This is a genomic window from Enterococcus sp. AZ129, from assembly GCF_051714505.1.
GTDB lineage: Bacteria > Bacillota > Bacilli > Lactobacillales > Enterococcaceae > Enterococcus > Enterococcus faecalis.
Genome location: NZ_JBIORY010000001.1, coordinates 261,767 through 277,735 on the forward strand (window position 1 = coordinate 261,767; position 15,969 = coordinate 277,735).

Annotated in this window: 13 protein-coding genes; 8 read left to right on the plus strand and 5 right to left on the minus strand. The window is 37.3% G+C overall.

Going from position 1 to position 15,969, the window contains the following annotated elements:
* Positions 1 to 4: 4 nt before the first annotated feature.
* Complete coding sequence (locus IGJ90_RS01385; RefSeq protein WP_010713599.1) at positions 5 to 1,357, minus strand: aspartate kinase; 1,353 nt, start codon at positions 1,355 to 1,357, stop codon at positions 5 to 7.
* Between the two features lie 186 nt (positions 1,358 to 1,543).
* On the opposite strand from IGJ90_RS01385, the gene IGJ90_RS01390 reads away from it, so the two are divergent.
* From IGJ90_RS01390 to IGJ90_RS01400, 3 genes are all read left to right on the plus strand, one after another.
* On the plus strand, positions 1,544 to 2,230 hold the full coding sequence (locus IGJ90_RS01390) for an HAD family hydrolase (RefSeq protein WP_002355232.1): 687 nt from the start codon (positions 1,544 to 1,546) through the stop codon (positions 2,228 to 2,230).
* Between the two features lie 185 nt (positions 2,231 to 2,415).
* A complete protein-coding gene (gene ezrA, locus IGJ90_RS01395) occupies positions 2,416 to 4,152 on the plus strand; it encodes a septation ring formation regulator EzrA (RefSeq protein WP_002355233.1) in 1,737 nt (578 codons plus the stop codon).
* Positions 4,153 to 4,278: 126 nt separating this feature from the next.
* On the plus strand, positions 4,279 to 5,424 hold the full coding sequence (locus IGJ90_RS01400; RefSeq protein ID WP_002355234.1) for a cysteine desulfurase family protein: 1,146 nt from the start codon (positions 4,279 to 4,281) through the stop codon (positions 5,422 to 5,424).
* 51 nt (positions 5,425 to 5,475) lie between these two features.
* On the opposite strand, the gene IGJ90_RS01405 is transcribed toward IGJ90_RS01400, so the two are convergent.
* Both IGJ90_RS01405 and IGJ90_RS01410 read right to left on the minus strand, forming a co-directional pair.
* Positions 5,476 to 6,168 carry a response regulator transcription factor gene (locus IGJ90_RS01405; RefSeq protein WP_002355236.1) on the minus strand — a complete coding sequence of 231 codons (693 nt, stop codon included), beginning with the start codon at positions 6,166 to 6,168 and terminating at the stop codon, positions 5,476 to 5,478.
* Positions 6,165 to 7,508 carry a sensor histidine kinase gene (locus IGJ90_RS01410; RefSeq protein WP_002385380.1) on the minus strand — a complete coding sequence of 448 codons (1,344 nt, stop codon included), beginning with the start codon at positions 7,506 to 7,508 and terminating at the stop codon, positions 6,165 to 6,167. Before IGJ90_RS01410 ends, IGJ90_RS01405 begins: the two co-directional genes overlap by 4 nt.
* A gap of 324 nt (positions 7,509 to 7,832) precedes the next feature.
* Between IGJ90_RS01410 and IGJ90_RS01415 the strand changes: the two genes are divergently transcribed.
* The 5 genes from IGJ90_RS01415 (at position 7,833) to IGJ90_RS01435 (ending at position 13,465) form a co-directional block, all read left to right on the plus strand.
* Entirely contained in the window at positions 7,833 to 8,810 is a 978-nt protein-coding gene (locus IGJ90_RS01415) for a DUF4822 domain-containing protein (protein ID WP_002373189.1), read from the plus strand.
* A 184-nt stretch (positions 8,811 to 8,994) separates the two neighbouring features.
* Positions 8,995 to 9,960, plus strand: a complete 966-nt coding sequence (locus tag IGJ90_RS01420) for a DUF4822 domain-containing protein (RefSeq protein WP_438767446.1) — start codon at positions 8,995 to 8,997, stop codon at positions 9,958 to 9,960.
* Between the two features lie 218 nt (positions 9,961 to 10,178).
* Positions 10,179 to 11,225 carry a DUF4822 domain-containing protein gene (locus IGJ90_RS01425; protein WP_438767448.1) on the plus strand — a complete coding sequence of 349 codons (1,047 nt, stop codon included), beginning with the start codon at positions 10,179 to 10,181 and terminating at the stop codon, positions 11,223 to 11,225.
* 173 nt (positions 11,226 to 11,398) lie between these two features.
* Positions 11,399 to 12,202, plus strand: coding sequence for an ankyrin repeat domain-containing protein (locus tag IGJ90_RS01430; protein WP_002366078.1), 804 nt, complete (start codon positions 11,399 to 11,401; stop codon positions 12,200 to 12,202).
* A gap of 51 nt (positions 12,203 to 12,253) precedes the next feature.
* Positions 12,254 to 13,465, plus strand: a complete 1,212-nt coding sequence (locus IGJ90_RS01435) for an amidohydrolase family protein (protein WP_002392486.1) — start codon at positions 12,254 to 12,256, stop codon at positions 13,463 to 13,465.
* Between the two features lie 39 nt (positions 13,466 to 13,504).
* Here IGJ90_RS01435 and IGJ90_RS01440 read toward each other — a convergent pair whose 3' ends face one another.
* Both IGJ90_RS01440 and IGJ90_RS01445 read right to left on the minus strand, forming a co-directional pair.
* Positions 13,505 to 14,317, minus strand: coding sequence for an alpha/beta hydrolase (locus IGJ90_RS01440; RefSeq protein ID WP_010707872.1), 813 nt, complete (start codon positions 14,315 to 14,317; stop codon positions 13,505 to 13,507).
* Complete coding sequence (locus IGJ90_RS01445; RefSeq protein ID WP_002355248.1) at positions 14,292 to 15,884, minus strand: PucR family transcriptional regulator; 1,593 nt, start codon at positions 15,882 to 15,884, stop codon at positions 14,292 to 14,294. Before IGJ90_RS01445 ends, IGJ90_RS01440 begins: the two co-directional genes overlap by 26 nt.
* Positions 15,885 to 15,969 lie beyond the last annotated feature (85 nt).

Here is a 15,969-nt window from a genome sequence, read left to right on the forward strand (position 1 = left end):
TTCATTAATCATGGAAGAACGTCCGATATAAGGCTTTGATGGCTTTTTCCTCTTGTTCTTTTTTGATACCAAACATAATACTTACTTCCGAAGATCCTTGGTTAATCATTTCTAAGTTGATTTTTTCTTTGGCTAACGCCATTGTACTTTCAGCAGTAACCCCAATTCGTTGGCGCATGCCTTCCCCGACAATCATAATCATGGAAAGGTGATGCGTGATGCGTAACTCATCAGGCGCTAAAACTTCTTGGAGTTGGGCCATCAGTTGATTTTCAATTTCAGTTGTTAACTGGTCTTCTCTTAAAACAATCGTGATGTCATCAATTCCTGAGGGCATATGCTCATAGCTCAAGGCTAATTTTTCTAGTACTTCTAAGAGCCGTCGCCCAAAACCTAACTCTCTATTCATTAAATACTTACTAATGTAAATACTTGCGAACCCTTGATCACTAGCAATTCCTACAACAGGGGCATGCTTCACTTTGCGAGAAGTGGTAATTAGGGTGCCAGGATGATGTGGGTTGTTAGTATTTTTGATAACGACTGGAATATTTGCGCGATAGGCAGGCATTAAAGCTTCGTCGTGGAGGACGGCAAATCCTGCATAAGCTAACTCCCGCATTTCTCTGTAGGTCAATTCTTGAATCGTTTGAGGCTGTTCAATAATTCCAGGATGGGCGACATAAATTCCGTCCACATCGGTAAAGTTTTCATACAAATCTGCTTGAACACCTGCGGCAACAATGGACCCTGTGATATCGGAACCGCCACGAGAAAAAGTACAAATTTCGCCGGCTTCTGTATAACCAAAGAAACCTGGAATAACCAAGATTTGTTGAGTCTCACGATAGGCACTAATTTTCTCTAAAGCTTTTGGTAAAATGCGAGCATTGCCTGGTTCAGGTGTCACCAGGAGACCTAATTCTTTTGGACTAATGTAGCGAGCATCTAAGCCATTCTGATTGAAAAAACTGGCAACAACTTTTGCATTATTGTCCTCGCCACTAGCTAAAAAATAGTCAAATAAAAAAGCATTGTTTTCTTTTGGTAAAGTGGCTAATTGGCGAATCGAAATAGCAATATCAGCTAAAACTGCTTTATCCAAGTGTAATTCATCAAAAAGATCTTCATAACGACGAATGATGGCAGAGATTGTCGATTCAATTTCCTCATTATTTAAGTAGCGCTGATAGTATTGAATCAATAAATCAGTCACTTTAATATCTTGCGGGGTTCGCTTTCCAGGAGCGGATACAACGACAAACGTTCGGCGCGGCTCTTCCTTGACGATTTGTAAGACTTTCTGTAACTGTGGTGCTGATGCTAGCGAGCTACCGCCGAATTTAACTACGTTCACGTTTATCACTCCTGTTTTTAATTATTTTCTCATTTGTAGATTAGTAAAAGGATACCGAAAAACATTTAGAAAAGCAACCACTTATTTTCAGAAAGTTAGGAAATCATGAAAATATTTGTTCTTCATTTTTCCTTAAAATTTTGTTAAACTGTAAAGATATGAGTCGTAACGAAGGAGTTAAATAGTATGACAGAATCCAAAACTGCCATTATTTTTGATATGGACGGTGTCCTAGTAGATAGCGAAGCTTATTATTATGAGCGACGTAAAGCATTTTTAGCGGAATTTGATTTGACTATTGAGGGCCTAACCTTGCCAGAATTAGTCGGTGCGGATATGCGTTCATTATGGCAAAAGATTGAACAAGTCAACAAAAAAGAGCTAGATATTGCTTTTTTAAATGAACAATACATAGCCTATAAAAAAGCGCATCCGATAGATTATTTAGCTGTGCTTGATGAAAATGCGAAACGTGTTTTACAATTTTTAAAAAGACAAGGCTATAAAATCGGATTAGCTTCTTCTTCCACAAAAGACGCAATTGAAGAGGTTTTGACAGTGGGGCAATTAAGTAGTTATTTTGATGCGGTCGTGAGTGGGGAAGATTTCGAAGAAAGTAAACCGGCGCCGGATATTTATCTGCACACGTTACAAGAATTAGCTGTTGCGCCACAGGAATGTATAGCCATTGAAGATTCAGAAAAAGGCATTGCCTCTGCCAAAGAAGCTGGGCTAGAAGTTTGGGCGATGCGCGATGAACACTTTGGGATGGATCAAAGTCAAGCGGATGCCTTCTTAACACAACTAAGTGATATTTGTAAAAAAATTAGTGAAAATCGGATCGATGAAAGCAGTGAATCAACCCCTTCGTAAGAAGATCGCGGGTTTTCTTAAAAAAGTTTGTTATAACTAGTGAATGAATATACAGTTTGTGCTATAATTTTCTATAGGTATTTCTGCAAGAATGCCCTTTTTCAAGGGTCAGGAACAATAGATAACCGTGTGAAGAGAACAAACAACCTTTCTTTTATTATAGAAAAATTATCGGAGGAGCCAAAATGAAGAATAATTGGATTATCATTTTAGTACTAGTAATCGTTATTATTGCTGCGGTGCTATACTTAATTGGTTATTTTATGCGCAAAAAAAATCAAGAACAATTAGATGAATTAGAAGTTCGTAAAGAAGCCCTGTTTGACTTGCCAGTCTTTGAAGAAATCGATGACATTAAAAAAATGCATCTAGTTGGACAGAGTCAAAATAGTTTCCGTGAATGGAATCAACGCTGGGTAGAACTATCGACGCGTTCTTTCGCCGAACTAGAGAGTCAAATTTATGAAGTCGAAAATCAAAATGAAATTTTCCGTTTCATGAAAGCGAAGAAAGCAGTCGTGGAAGCGAATGAAACGATGACCGAAATGGAAGCCGAAGTGGAAGTCATTCGTAATGGCTTGAAAGAATTACGTGAAAGTGAAGAGCGCAATTCATTGGAAGTTCAAAAAGCTTTGGATGTCTATGAAGAATTAAGTAAATCACTAAAAGATGATAAAGCTAGCTTTGGTCCAGCTTACTCCGAAATCCAAAAACAATTAAGAAACGTCGAAATTGAATTCACACAATTTGTCACACTAAATACATCGGGGGACCCAATCGAGGCTCGAGAAGTCCTAGAAGATGCGGAACGTCATACGTATGAATTGGAAGACTTAATGAAACGGATTCCACCAATGTATGAAGAATTAAATGAAACTTTCCCAGATCAATTAAAAGAAATCGAAGAAGGCTACAACCAATTATTAGCTGACGATTACGTGTTCCCTGAACAAAACTTTGCTGAAGAAATTCAACATGCGAAAAAACGTGTCGAGAATTCAATGGCTGATTTAGAGAAAACAGAGATTGCTGCAGTAGAGGTCGCAAATCGCGACACAGCAACGGCGATTGATGCATTATATGAAGTGATGGAACGTGAAATTGAAGCGAAGAAATATGTCGTAACCAATCAAAAAATTATTGACGATTATATTTCTCATTCCTTAAAAAATAACCGTCAATTAATGATTGAATTGGACCATGTATCACAAAGCTACACCTTAAACAACAACGAGTTAGGACGTAGTCGTGGTTTCCAAACGGAAATTGAAGAAATTATCCGCCGTCAAAAAGACTTGGAACCTCGAATGAAAGAACATACCGTTCCTTACTCTGAAATTCAAGCGTTCTATAAAGAATGCTATAAGATTTTAGATGATATTGAAAATCAACAATTAGAAATCGATGCTTCATTGAAAGAACTAAGAAAAGGCGAAAAAGTCGCCCAAGAAAAAGTTGACGAATACGAATTCCGTTTACGGAGTATCAAACGGTATGTTGAAAAGCAACGATTACCAGGTTTGTCTGCTGATTACTTAGAATTTTTCTATGTGGCAACGGATCGAATTGAAGATTTAAGCCGAGCCTTAAATAAAATGCGCATTAACATGGATGAAATCAATCGTTTATGTGACTTATGCGAAGATGATTTAGAGTTATTAGATAAGAAAACAAAAGATTTAGTCAATGCAGCAGCTCTGACAGAACAAATGATGCAATATGCAAACCGCTATCGTCATACTCACGAGAACATCCGAGCGGCTTTAGATAAAAGCATGTATTTATTCTCGACAGAATTCCGTTATCAAGATGCATTAGATGAAATTGGAACGGCATTGGAAGCTGTTGAGCCAGGGGCGTTCAAACGAATCGAAGATTTTTATTTTAAAAATATCAATAACCCTAATTTAACAGCAATTTAATTAAACAATCACTAAACAGAGGTTTGTCGACAGACAAGCCTCTGTTTTTTATGGCGTGGTGGTGACTTGAAGTGATACTTTAGAAAGTATATAATGGGAAAGAATTTTAAAAAAGAAGGGTGACAAATGATTTATTTTGATAATAGTGCAACTACACCGATTTACCCCCAGGCTTTAGATACATATGTAAAAACCAGTCAGCGGATTATTGGCAATCCGTCTAGTCTGCATGACTTAGGCAACCAAGCGAATCGGCTCTTACAACAAGCACGGAAGCAGATTGCGGAGCTAATCAATGTTTCAGCAAATGAAATCTATTTTACAAGTGGCGGAACTGAAGGAGATAATTGGGTTTTAAAAGGAACGGCAATCGAAAAACGAGAATTTGGTAATCATATTATTATTTCTGCAGTGGAACATCCAGCAGTTACAGAAACAGCGGAACAATTAGTCGAACTAGGTTTTGAACTTTCTTATGCGCCAGTGGATAAAGAAGGTCGTGTAAAAGTCGAGGAATTACAGAAATTAATTAGAAAAGAAACGATTTTGGTTTCTGTTATGGCAGTCAACAATGAAGTGGGAACGATTCAACCAATTAAAGAAATCAGCGAGGTTTTAGCGGAGTTTCCTAAAATTCATTTTCATGTAGACGCGGTTCAAGCAATTGGAAAAGTTAATTACTCAGAGTGGTTAACGGATCGGGTGGATTTTGCAACGTTTTCTGCACATAAATTTCATGGACCACGAGGCATTGGTTTTATGTATTGGAAACAAGGGAAACGTTTAGCGCCGCTTTTAACAGGAGGTGGGCAAGAAAACAACCAACGCAGTGGGACAGAAAACGTACCAGCAATTGTGGCAATGGCCAAAGCGTTACGCTTGCATTTAGAGAACGAACAACAACGGCCGCAACATGTGGCGACATTAAGGAGTTATTTATTAAAGGCGCTAGAAGAATTTCAAAATGTGACTGTTTTTTCACAAGATAATGAACATTTTGCGCCACACATTTTATGTTTTGCTTTGAAAGGGATTCGTGGCGAAGTGCTGGTCCATGCATTGGAAGAAAAACAGATTTATATTTCGACTACGAGTGCTTGTTCTAGCCGGAAAAAAATGGCTAGCAGCACCTTGTATGCCATGCATGTGCCAGGGGAATTAGCGACTTCCGCTGTGCGCATTAGTTTAGATGAAAGCAATACAATGGCAGAAATTGAACAATTTATGATTGTTTTCAACCAACTTTATCAAAAATTTTCTCGTGTAAATTAATAAAAAATAAGTCGGAGCCTAGAAATAGGCTCCGACTTATTTTTGCTCTCTTTATCGATTGAAGCGGTAGCCACTTCCCCAGAGTGTTTCAATTGGAGAGTCAGAAAGATTGGCTTTTTTTAATTTTTCCCGAATCCGTTTAATGTGAACAACGACAGTCGAAACCTCAGTATCTAAGGCATCAAACCCCCAGACACTTTCAAAAAGTTCTTCTTTATTCCACACACGGTTAGGATGTTCCATCAAGAAAACCAACAATTTGTATTCTTTGCTTGTAAAAATAACTTCATTTTCTAAAACAAACACTTTGTGGGCGGCAGTGTCGACAGCGATTTCATTGATTTTTAGTAATTGTGGTGGTTGTTCTGCTTTGCTTAACAATTGATAACGGTTCATATGGGCTTTTGCTCGAGCGACTAATTCATTGGGACTAAACGGCTTGATTATATAATCATCCGCACCTAAGCCAAGCCCACGAATTTTATCAATATCTTCTTTTTTAGCCGAAACAATCATGATCGGCGTTTGCTTTTTTTTCCGAATTGCACGACAGATTTCAAAACCATCCATAGTTGGCAGCATCACATCTAAAATAATTAAATCAAAGGGCTCATTTAAAGCTGCTTCCAATCCTTTTTTTCCATCATGTTCAATTGTGACAGTCATATCGTTAATTTCTAAATAATCTTTTTGCAAATCAGCAATGCTTGGATCATCTTCAATAATTAATACATGTGGTTTCATTTTTCATCCTCCAACAACGGCAGCGTAATTATCACGTTGGTGCCGTCTCCTTTTTTACTTGTGACAGTGATTGTTCCCTGATGATAGTCAATAATTTGTTTGACAATACTTAATCCCAAGCCGCTTCCTTTAACTGTTGGGGTTCGAGATTTGTCTACACGATAGAAGCGTTCGAATAAATAAGGTAATTCTTTTTTATCGATACCAATGCCGTTATCTGTAATGGTTAAAACTAAGTCTGTTTGATTATGCGTTAAAGAAATCGTAAAGGCTAGTTGTTCTTTAGTGGGATCCGCAAATTTAATGCTATTTTGAATTAGATTGGTAATCACGCGATTCATCTGCGTGGGATCCATTTGAACGTATAAAGCTTCGGTGGGAAGTACAGAAGTAATCACGAGTTCTTGTTCCAAACGGTATTCTTCAAGAATATGTGCAATAAAACGAGTGAAATTGGTCTTTTCCATTGTAAAGACAGCACGGTCTAGGTCTAATTTAGAATACAAAAATAATTCTTCAATTAAATCATTGAGGCCTAAACTTTTTTCATGAATGACCGTTAAATAGCGCTGTTTTTTTTCTTCAGTATTGGCAACACCATCCATCAAACCTTCAACGTAACCAATAATAGAAGTAATTGGTGTTTTTAAGTCATGAGAAATATTTGCAATTAATTCTTTCCGATTAGCTTCATATTTTTCGCGTTCCGCATTGGCTTCTTCTAAATCTTGCCACATTTGTTCAAAACTAAGTTGGAGCTGTTTGACTTCTGTTGAGACGGTTTGGTGGCTAGTTGGTGTAAATGGATTTTCTTTTTGGGCATCCTTACCCAATGTTTTAGTCGCTTTTTCTAATGCTTCTAATGGCTCGATAGTGGTTTTGGTTAAGCGCTTATTAATGAGCCAAGCTGCCGCAATTGCTACAAGGATAATTAACAAAATCATCCAGATAATCCAGCGTGTGAAGAATTCAAAAAGGCTGCTTTCGCGTTTCAAGACAATAAAGCTCCCGTTAGAACCATCTAAATAATGAAAATCGGATTTGACATAATGATATAGACGCCCTGCATTATCCAGTGTGCCAGTTGGCATAATATTATTCATTTCGTAGTTTGGAATATGTACAGACAAAGATTTTTCTACTAAATTATCCGAATAATAAGGAAACCGTGCATTCTTTCGAATAATCACACTTAATCCTTTTGCCTCAATTGTTTGAATCGTTTCCTTTAATTCTTTACTTAAAGGCGTATCTAGTAATTTCGGTGACTTTTTTAACAATTGATCTAAGGCTAAATAACTTTCTTCTTCGTTAGCGGTCAATGGTCGTTGCTTATTCATCATTCGGTAAGCTTGGGGCAAACTGGGGACAGTTCCTAATGTGATGTAAGAAGCTAAGGATAAAACAGCTAAAACAGAGGCTAAAGTAATAATGATGGCACTAATATAAGAAATAAAAAAGCGGCGTTTAATGGTCAAAAGCGTCCCTCCTAGTGGTTTTAATCTATTTCTTACTTATAGTGTATTACAAGTAAACAAAAAAAAGCTAGTATTGTTATTAACTTTTTTTCATTTGTTTATAATTTGTTCATTTTTCGGCAAGTAGGAGTTTATAAGGCTTTGCTATTCTAGGTATATCAAAAAGAAAAAAGGGGATTACCAACTATGAAAAAGAAAAAAGTTTTTAGTACGATTACCTTATTAACCTTTAGTACGTTGTTGATCGCAGGCTGTGCTGGCGGAGCCAACTCTGCAACAGATAAATCAAGTGCAGCTAGCTCAAGCACTGCAGTCTCTAGTTCAGCAGAAGCAGCTAAAGAGCAATCAAAAGGACAAGAATTAACAGAAATTTTATCCAGTACTGATTGGCAAGGCACAAAAGTTTACGACAAAAATAATAATGATTTAACAGCAGAAAATGCTAATTTTATTGGTTTAGCAAAATATGATGGTGAAACAGGTTTTTATGAATTTTTCGACAAAGAAACAGGTGAAACCCGTGGCGATGAAGGCACATTCTTTGTGACAGATGATGGCGAAAAGCGTATCTTAATTTCGGATACACAAAACTATCAAGCAGTGGTTGATTTAACGGAAGTAACGAAAGATAAATTTACCTATAAGCGAATGGGGAAAGATAAAGATGGGAAAGATGTAGAAGTCTTTGTAGAGCATGTCCCTTATTCTGATAAAAAGTTAACCTTTACGAACGGTCGTAAAGATTTAGAAACAGAAACTGGCAAAATTGTTACCAATGAACCTGGGGATGACATTTTAGGGGCCACATTATGGAATGGCACGAAAGTTTTAGATGAAGACGGTAACGATGTTACTGAAGCAAATAAAATGTTTATTAGTTTAGCGAAATTTGATAATAAAACAAGTAAATATGAATTCTTTGATTTAGAAACGGGTAAAACACGTGGAGATTTTGGTTACTTCCAAGTAATTGATAATAACAAAATCCGTGCTCACGTTTCAATTGGTGACAATAAATATGGAGCTGCATTAGAATTAACAGAATTAAATGATAAACGTTTTACGTATACACGAATGGGTAAAGACAATAACGGCAAAGAAATTAAAGTTTTTGTGGAACATGAACCGTATGAAGGCGACTTTACGCCAGACTTCACGTTCTAATTAGTCAATCACGAGTGGATGAAGCGGTCAAAAGGAAGTAAAGGATTCTTTTGACCGCTTCATTTTTAACAAAAAAATAGTTTATAGTTGTTTTTAATCGTTTATAAATTGTTCATTTTTCTGACAGTGGTAGTTTAGAATCGTTTGTTAAGATTGGTTTATCAAAGAAAAGGAGCGATGCTTTATGAAAAAGAAAGTATTAAGTTCGATTACTTTAGTAACATTAAGTACGTTACTTATAGCAGGTTATGCAAGTCCAGCATTTGCAGGTCATGCAGCCAATCCAAATAGTGCTACAGCAAATTTAGGCAAACATCAAAACAATGGCCAAACAAGAGGCGATAAGGCGACTAAGATTTTATCTGGCACGGACTGGCAAGGAACCCGAGTTTATGATGCTGCAGGTAATGATTTAACGGCAGAAAATGCTAATTTTATTGGTTTAGCAAAATATGATGGTGAAACCGGTTTTTATGAGTTTTTCGACAAAAACACTGGGGAAACCCGTGGTGACGAAGGAACATTTTTTGTGACAGGTGATGGCACAAAACGAATTTTAATTTCGCGGACACAAAATTATCAAGCCGTAGTGGATTTAACCGAAGTGAGTAAAGACAAATTTACTTACAAGCGTTTAGGGAAAGATAAACTGGGGAATGATGTTGAAGTTTACGTGGAACACATCCCTTATCATGGGAAAAAATTAGCTTTTACAAATGGACGTGAAGCATTAACCAATCAAACTGGCAAAATTGTGACAAATAAATCAGGGGATAAAATTTTAGGAACAACCTTGTGGAATGGCACAAAAGTCGTAGATAAAAACGGTAATGATGTGACAGCGGCCAATCAAAATTTCATTAGTTTAGCGAAATTTGATCCAACCACAAGTAAATATGAATTTTTCAATTTACAAACGAGTGAAACCCGCGGCGACTTTGGGTACTTCCAAGTGGTGGACAATAACAAGATCCGGGCTCATGTATCTATTGGTACGAATCGCTACGGTGTAGCGCTAGAATTAACGGAACTAAACAATGATCGATTTACGTATACTCGAATGGGTAAAGATAATGCTGGGAATGATATTCAAGTGTTCGTGGAACATGAACCTTACCAAGGCACATATCATCCAGCCTTTACTTTCTAAAAGTCTCTTGTCTTCTCTCTTATTTAACAAAAGAACGTCCCCCAACGTTCTTTTGTTTTCTCTTCCTCTATAAATAAATTGTTATTAGTTATAATTAAATATTATTATTAAGATAATTATAATGATTATTATTTAATAATTTGTTCATATTATGGACAGGTGGAGTTAATAACTACTTGCTATCCTTAAATTATCAAAAGGAAAGGGAGTAGTCGTTTATGAAGAAAAAAATCGTTGGTACAATTACGTTGTTGGCTTTAAGTGCGTTATTAGTTGGTGGAGCAGGAGGGGCTTTGACGGCAGAAGCATACGTTCCTCAAAGCGTAGACAATCCCAATAATTTAGGGGATTTACCTGAGTATTTACGTTCAGTTGGTATTAGACAAGATGAAGGATTATCAGAAAAAGATTGGGCTGGAACACGCGTTTATGATCGAAACGGGAATGACTTAACAGATGAAAATCAAAACCTATTACATGCAATCAAATTTGATGCAACCACTAGTTTCTATGAATTTTTTGATAAAGAGACTGGAGAATCAACAGGAGATGAAGGAACCTTCTTTATGACCGCTGGTATTACAGATGTTTCCCGTCTTGTAATTATTTCTGAAACCAAAAATTATCAAGGTGTATACCCACTTAGAACTTTATACCAAGATACTTTTACGTATAGACAGATGGGGAAAGATAAAAACGGAAATGATATTGAAGTTTTCGTAGAAAACAAAGCAACCTCAGGACCAGTTTATGGTCGTCCGCAGCCATACCCCAATAATCGTCCCAGAACACTAGAATTCACGAATGGACGCCGTGCCATGACAGAACAAACAGGGGCAATCGATATTAATCGACCTGGTGATGAGATTCTTGGAAAAACATCTTGGTTGTATGGTACGCCTGAGCGCTTATGGAACGGCACGAAAGTAGTGGATAAAGATGGCAATGATGTAACATCGGCTAATCAAAACTTCATTAGCTTAGCGAAATTTGACCAAGACAGCAGCAAATATGAATTTTTCAATTTACAAACGGGTGAAACCCGTGGCGACTATGGCTACTTTAAAGTAGGAAATCAAAATAAATTCCGTGCCCATGTGTCCATTGGAACCAATCGCTATGGCGCTGTCTTAGAATTAACAGAATTGAATGATAATCGTTTTACGTACACACGAATGGGTAAAGATAACGAAGGAAACGATATCCAAGTCTATGTGGAACATGAACCATACCAAGGAACTTTTGATCCTGAATTTACCTTTTAAGAACAAAACATACGAATGGAAACCAAAAAAAGTTTCGACTTCTTTTGGTTTCTCTCTTTTTAAAATAGAAAAACAGAGAAAGCGTTTTAATCGACAAATAAAAAAAGATTCGTTAGATTAGAACCACTGGAGAAAAATCTCATATTTCTCTCGAGGAAAGGAAGTTGAGCACAATGAACAAAAAAATTTTAATGGGGCTATTAAGTGTCGTGACCATTCCATTACTTGCTGCGTGTCAAGGAGGAGAAACACCCTCCGCAGCGTCAAAAAATAGTCAAACGGTGACTACTCAAAGTAGTGCAAAAACTGAAAGCACCAGTACAACCCGTTCGGTAGCTCAAACAACATCAAAAGAGGAAGTGAAAGAACCGATGAAGACCTATGAAGTGGGTGCGCTTTTAGAAGCAGCCAATCAACGAGATACGAAGAAGGTCAAGGAAATTTTACAAGATACTACTTATCAAGTGGATGAAGTCGACACAGAAGGCAACACACCGCTCAATATCGCTGTTCACAATAATGACATTGAGATTGCAAAAGCGTTGATTGATCGGGGTGCCGATATTAATCTGCAAAATAGCATTAGTGATAGTCCCTATCTTTATGCGGGAGCGCAAGGACGTACGGAGATTTTAGCGTATATGTTAAAAAATGCGACCCCAGATTTAAATAAGCATAACCGTTACGGTGGCAATGCGTTAATTCCGGCAGCTGAAAAAGGACATATTGACAATGTGAAGCTCTTGTTAGAAGATGGACGAGAAGACATAGATTTCCAAAATGACTTTGGCTATACCGCATTGATTGAGGCAGTGGGGTTACGTGAAGGGAACCAACTTTACCAAGGTATTGTAAAATTGTTAATGGAAAATGGTGCGGATCAATCCATTAAAGACAATTCTGGTCGAACAGCAATGGACTATGCCAATCAAAAAGGTTATACGGAAATTAGTAAAATTTTAGCACAGTACAACTAAGTATTGTGTCCTTTCGGGAAGGAATAAATACAGGTAGGAGTGAAGGAAAGCATGAATTATTGGTTAAAAAATGTTCGAATTGAAACAGGGTATCAAAAAGAAGGTGACTGGTTATCTGGGACAGTAACCAAAGAAGTGGCAATTGAAGTAACAGATGGAGTATTTACGAAAATCATCCCCAATGAAGAATTGGTAGAAGAACCTGGGTTGACAATTATTGATGGTCACCATCAATTGATTTTACCAGGTTTGATTGAAAAACATTGTCACTTTGATAAAAGTAAACTAGGTGTTCCGTGGTATCCGGTGACGCCAGCGAAGTCAATTGTGGAACGTGTCGAAGCAGAAATCCCTTATTTAGATAGTTTAGAACTTTCTTTAACAGAACGCGCCAACCATTTAATTGACTTAGAATTACCACATGGCGCGACAGCCTTCAGAACACATGTCGACGTGGAACCGATGACAGACTTACGTTATTTTGATGAAGTCCAAGCATTGGCCCAAACGAAACCATTTGCGGTAGAAATTGTCGTCTTTCCACAGCACGGCTTACTACGTTCAGATTCCGTTGAATTAGTTGATCAAGCATTGGCAAAAGGTGCCGATTTTATTGGTGGCGTGGATCCTTATTCACTAGATGGTGATTACAAAAAATCATTGGCTGAAACATTCCGCTTAGCAGATAAACATGGTGTCGGTGTAGATATTCATTTACATGACCGTCACGAAGCTGGGACAACAACGATTAAAGAAATTATCCGTTTAACGAAAGAATATGGCCTACAAGACAAAGTATTTATCAGCCATGCCTTCGGGTTAAATGATTTCATTGGTGAAGAACGTGATGAAGTTTATGATGCTTTAGCAGCAGAAAAAATTCATATTAATTCCAGCGTGCCAATCACACCTAACACGATTCCGCCAATTATGGAATTGTTACGTCATGGAGTCAATGTCCATCTTGGTTGTGACAATATCTACGATTGCTGGTCTCCTTATGGTGATGGCTCATTACAAGAAAAATTGGCTCGTTTAGGTGAACTTTTTAATGTGAAAGATCAAGATGCTTTAACCCAATTATTGGGCTTAGTGACAGATGGTGTCACAACTTTAGACGAACAAGGGCAAGCAAATTGGCCGCAAGTTGGTGCTGAAGCAACTTACTTACTCACTGAAGCAGAATGTGCGGCGGCTTTTGTCGCTCGTCAGACACCGGTGGAAATCAGTGTGGTAAAAGGAACCACACTTTATCAAAAATAACAAAAAGAAGCGAGATTTCTCGCTTCTTTTTTGTTATGCTTATCGTTCCTTCAACCAGCTATCCAATTGCTCAAATAAAGTGATGACCGAAGGATCTTTGGTTTGTTTTAAAAAATCATGTTCTAAATAGTAAACCGCTTTAAAGGTACTCTCAGGAATGGTCCGTCCGATTTTTTTGCTATAGCGGAACGGCACTTCTTCGTCTGAGCTGCTAGCTGTACTGAAACAAGGGGGAAAAGTTTTTAATGTTTCGTCTGACAGTGCGTAAGCAGACCAGTCGCCATTTTCTGGTAATCCGTAAAAGTGCGGCAATAGCCCTTGCTGAATACTGTAATGATACAGCAGATAGCGAGAAAGAAAAGGATCATCCCAAACAGGCTTTGTTTGGTCAATGGTAGCTATTTCTTTAGCGGAAATGGCTTGCTTTAATAATTTTCGTGGCTCTTTAATAAATTCTAAATCTGTATAGCCGTAAAAATTGACTAAAAATTGTGGCGTCAAATTTAGTGTTTGTAATTGTTTGGTTAACTGTAACATTAAATAACCGCCAGCGGAACGCCCGCACAAACCAAAGGGCTGGTTTTGAATAATCTCTTCGTTTAGCAATTGGAAGGTTTCTGTTAGCGTCCCTAAGATGTGATCGATTTTTGTATTTGGAGCCAACAAATAGTCCAGTGCTAAAACGGTATAGCCATTGCTTGTAAACAGCTCCTTCAGTTCTTCTGGTAAATCACTTTTGGTTCCATAAATCATCCCGCCACCGTGTAAATAGACGACATAGTTCGTTGGTTCAGTCGTAGTGGGGTAGATAGTAACTGTTGCGCCATTAGCGAGTGTTTGATTGTTTTTCAAGTGCACGTCTCCTCATCTTTATAATGTATGTGGCAATTTCATAATTTAACAATTGCAAGGGATTGGCTAAGTCAATATCAAGAAGTTGTTCCACTTTGTTTAAACGATAACGAATCGTTTTTGAATGGAGGAACATCGCTTCAGAGGTCTGTTTATAGTTGCGGTTATTTTGGAAAAAACTGTACAAAGTTTCAAATAAATCGTAGTTGTTTTCGGCTAATTGATAAAGTGCGCGAGGAATTAATTCGTCTAAATTTTCCAATTGGTCTTCGCGGATAAAATTTTTAAATACCCCAATATCGGCTAAGGTGACAATTGGTCCGTTATAAAAAGTTTCATTAAAGCGCAGAATGTCCAGACATTCAATCAGTAGCTCTTTAATCCCTTCTCGTGATTTTAAACTGCTGACGGCAACGGTAAGCGTGTCGTTTTCTTCTAAAAGTTCAGCTAATAAACGACTTAATTGCAGCTTTGTAATTTTTCCATCACTTTCATTGAAGTTAAAAAGGACCGCCGAATAATTTAGCTGATCAAAGAAGATGGATTTCACACGCAGGGTACGAAGTAAGGCAATAATTCGTTCTTTCATGAGTTGTGTATTGGTGTCTTTGGTAGAAAAAGCAATCGCTTGGTAAGAATCTAGCTCTTGCATTTGCACTTCACGAAGCAAACTGTTTAGCTCGTCAGGATTTTGCGGTGTATTTTGTAAAATAGCATCTGCTAAGTTGTTCAAACGAGTATACCGTTCTTTTTTTAACAAATTTTCGGTATTGAATTTTTCTTGTAAGACATCAATCGCATTTTCGATAATCACTAAATCCGTTTCTTTAACCTTTTCATCTTGTAAATAAACCAGAAGTAAACAATTAGTGGAATAACTATTGAAAATAGAAACTTCTAGTGCCAACTGTTTTTTGGGGTTGGCATGAGAATAAAGTGTTAAAAGAGAGTAATCATTTTTAGTGAACTCACTGTTTTTTAGTTTTTCTCTTGAGAGCACAATCGCATCATGGGGTAAGTCGCCATCGCTAATTTCCAGATGTTTATCCAACATTTTTAAAGCGAAGGGTAATTTAATGATGTCATAAAATTCTTGCATAATCGTCTCAACCGTTGGGTAGTGGCGCTCTAATTTGGTGAAACGTTGGCGCACATCGTAATACGTACGTAAGACATGCGACTGATAATTCAACAAAGGCTCGTAAATCGTAAATAGAATTTTTTCATAGCTAATGTCTTGTGTGATTTTAATTAAAGGAATTTCATAATTGAAACATAATTCGATAAACCACTCTGGAATCATTTTAATGAATCGATCTGTTTTCAAAATTAAGCCGCTGATGCCAATTCGGCGCATCTTTACGAAAAAATTTTCCAACTCTTTTTCTGGTAAATCATGCAATGCGTAGAAAGAAGTCAAAATTAACTGATTCTTTCTACTCCAGTTCTCGATATCAATCGCTTCTAAGACCATTGCCGAATCAACTTCATTGTCTAAACCAATCTCTTTCGTCAAAATTTTACCTTTTTTTAAGTCACCTATCGATAATAACTCTCTTAATTTCATCGTTTTCTCCTTTTTTCCTCTTATGGATAAAAATTATACCATTTTTTTAGAATTATGTCCGATGAAAACACTTTCTCGTTTCGAT

Bases quoted from the DNA above. Each gene is read 5' to 3' on its own strand.
- IGJ90_RS01410 (WP_002385380.1), bottom strand. From the start codon at position 7,508: ATGAATAAGCAACGACCATTGACCGCTAACGAAGAAGAAAGTTATTTA.
- IGJ90_RS01405 (WP_002355236.1), bottom strand. From the start codon at position 6,168: ATGAAACCACATGTATTAATTATTGAAGATGATCCAAGCATTGCTGAT.
- IGJ90_RS01425 (WP_438767448.1), top strand. From the start codon at position 10,179: ATGAAGAAAAAAATCGTTGGTACAATTACGTTGTTGGCTTTAAGTGCG.
- IGJ90_RS01420 (WP_438767446.1), top strand. From the start codon at position 8,995: ATGAAAAAGAAAGTATTAAGTTCGATTACTTTAGTAACATTAAGTACG.
- IGJ90_RS01390 (WP_002355232.1), top strand. From the start codon at position 1,544: ATGACAGAATCCAAAACTGCCATTATTTTTGATATGGACGGTGTCCTA.
- IGJ90_RS01445 (WP_002355248.1), bottom strand. From the start codon at position 15,884: ATGAAATTAAGAGAGTTATTATCGATAGGTGACTTAAAAAAAGGTAAA.
- IGJ90_RS01430 (WP_002366078.1), top strand. From the start codon at position 11,399: ATGAACAAAAAAATTTTAATGGGGCTATTAAGTGTCGTGACCATTCCA.
- IGJ90_RS01435 (WP_002392486.1), top strand. From the start codon at position 12,254: ATGAATTATTGGTTAAAAAATGTTCGAATTGAAACAGGGTATCAAAAA.
- IGJ90_RS01400 (WP_002355234.1), top strand. From the start codon at position 4,279: ATGATTTATTTTGATAATAGTGCAACTACACCGATTTACCCCCAGGCT.
- ezrA (WP_002355233.1), top strand. From the start codon at position 2,416: ATGAAGAATAATTGGATTATCATTTTAGTACTAGTAATCGTTATTATT.
- IGJ90_RS01415 (WP_002373189.1), top strand. From the start codon at position 7,833: ATGAAAAAGAAAAAAGTTTTTAGTACGATTACCTTATTAACCTTTAGT.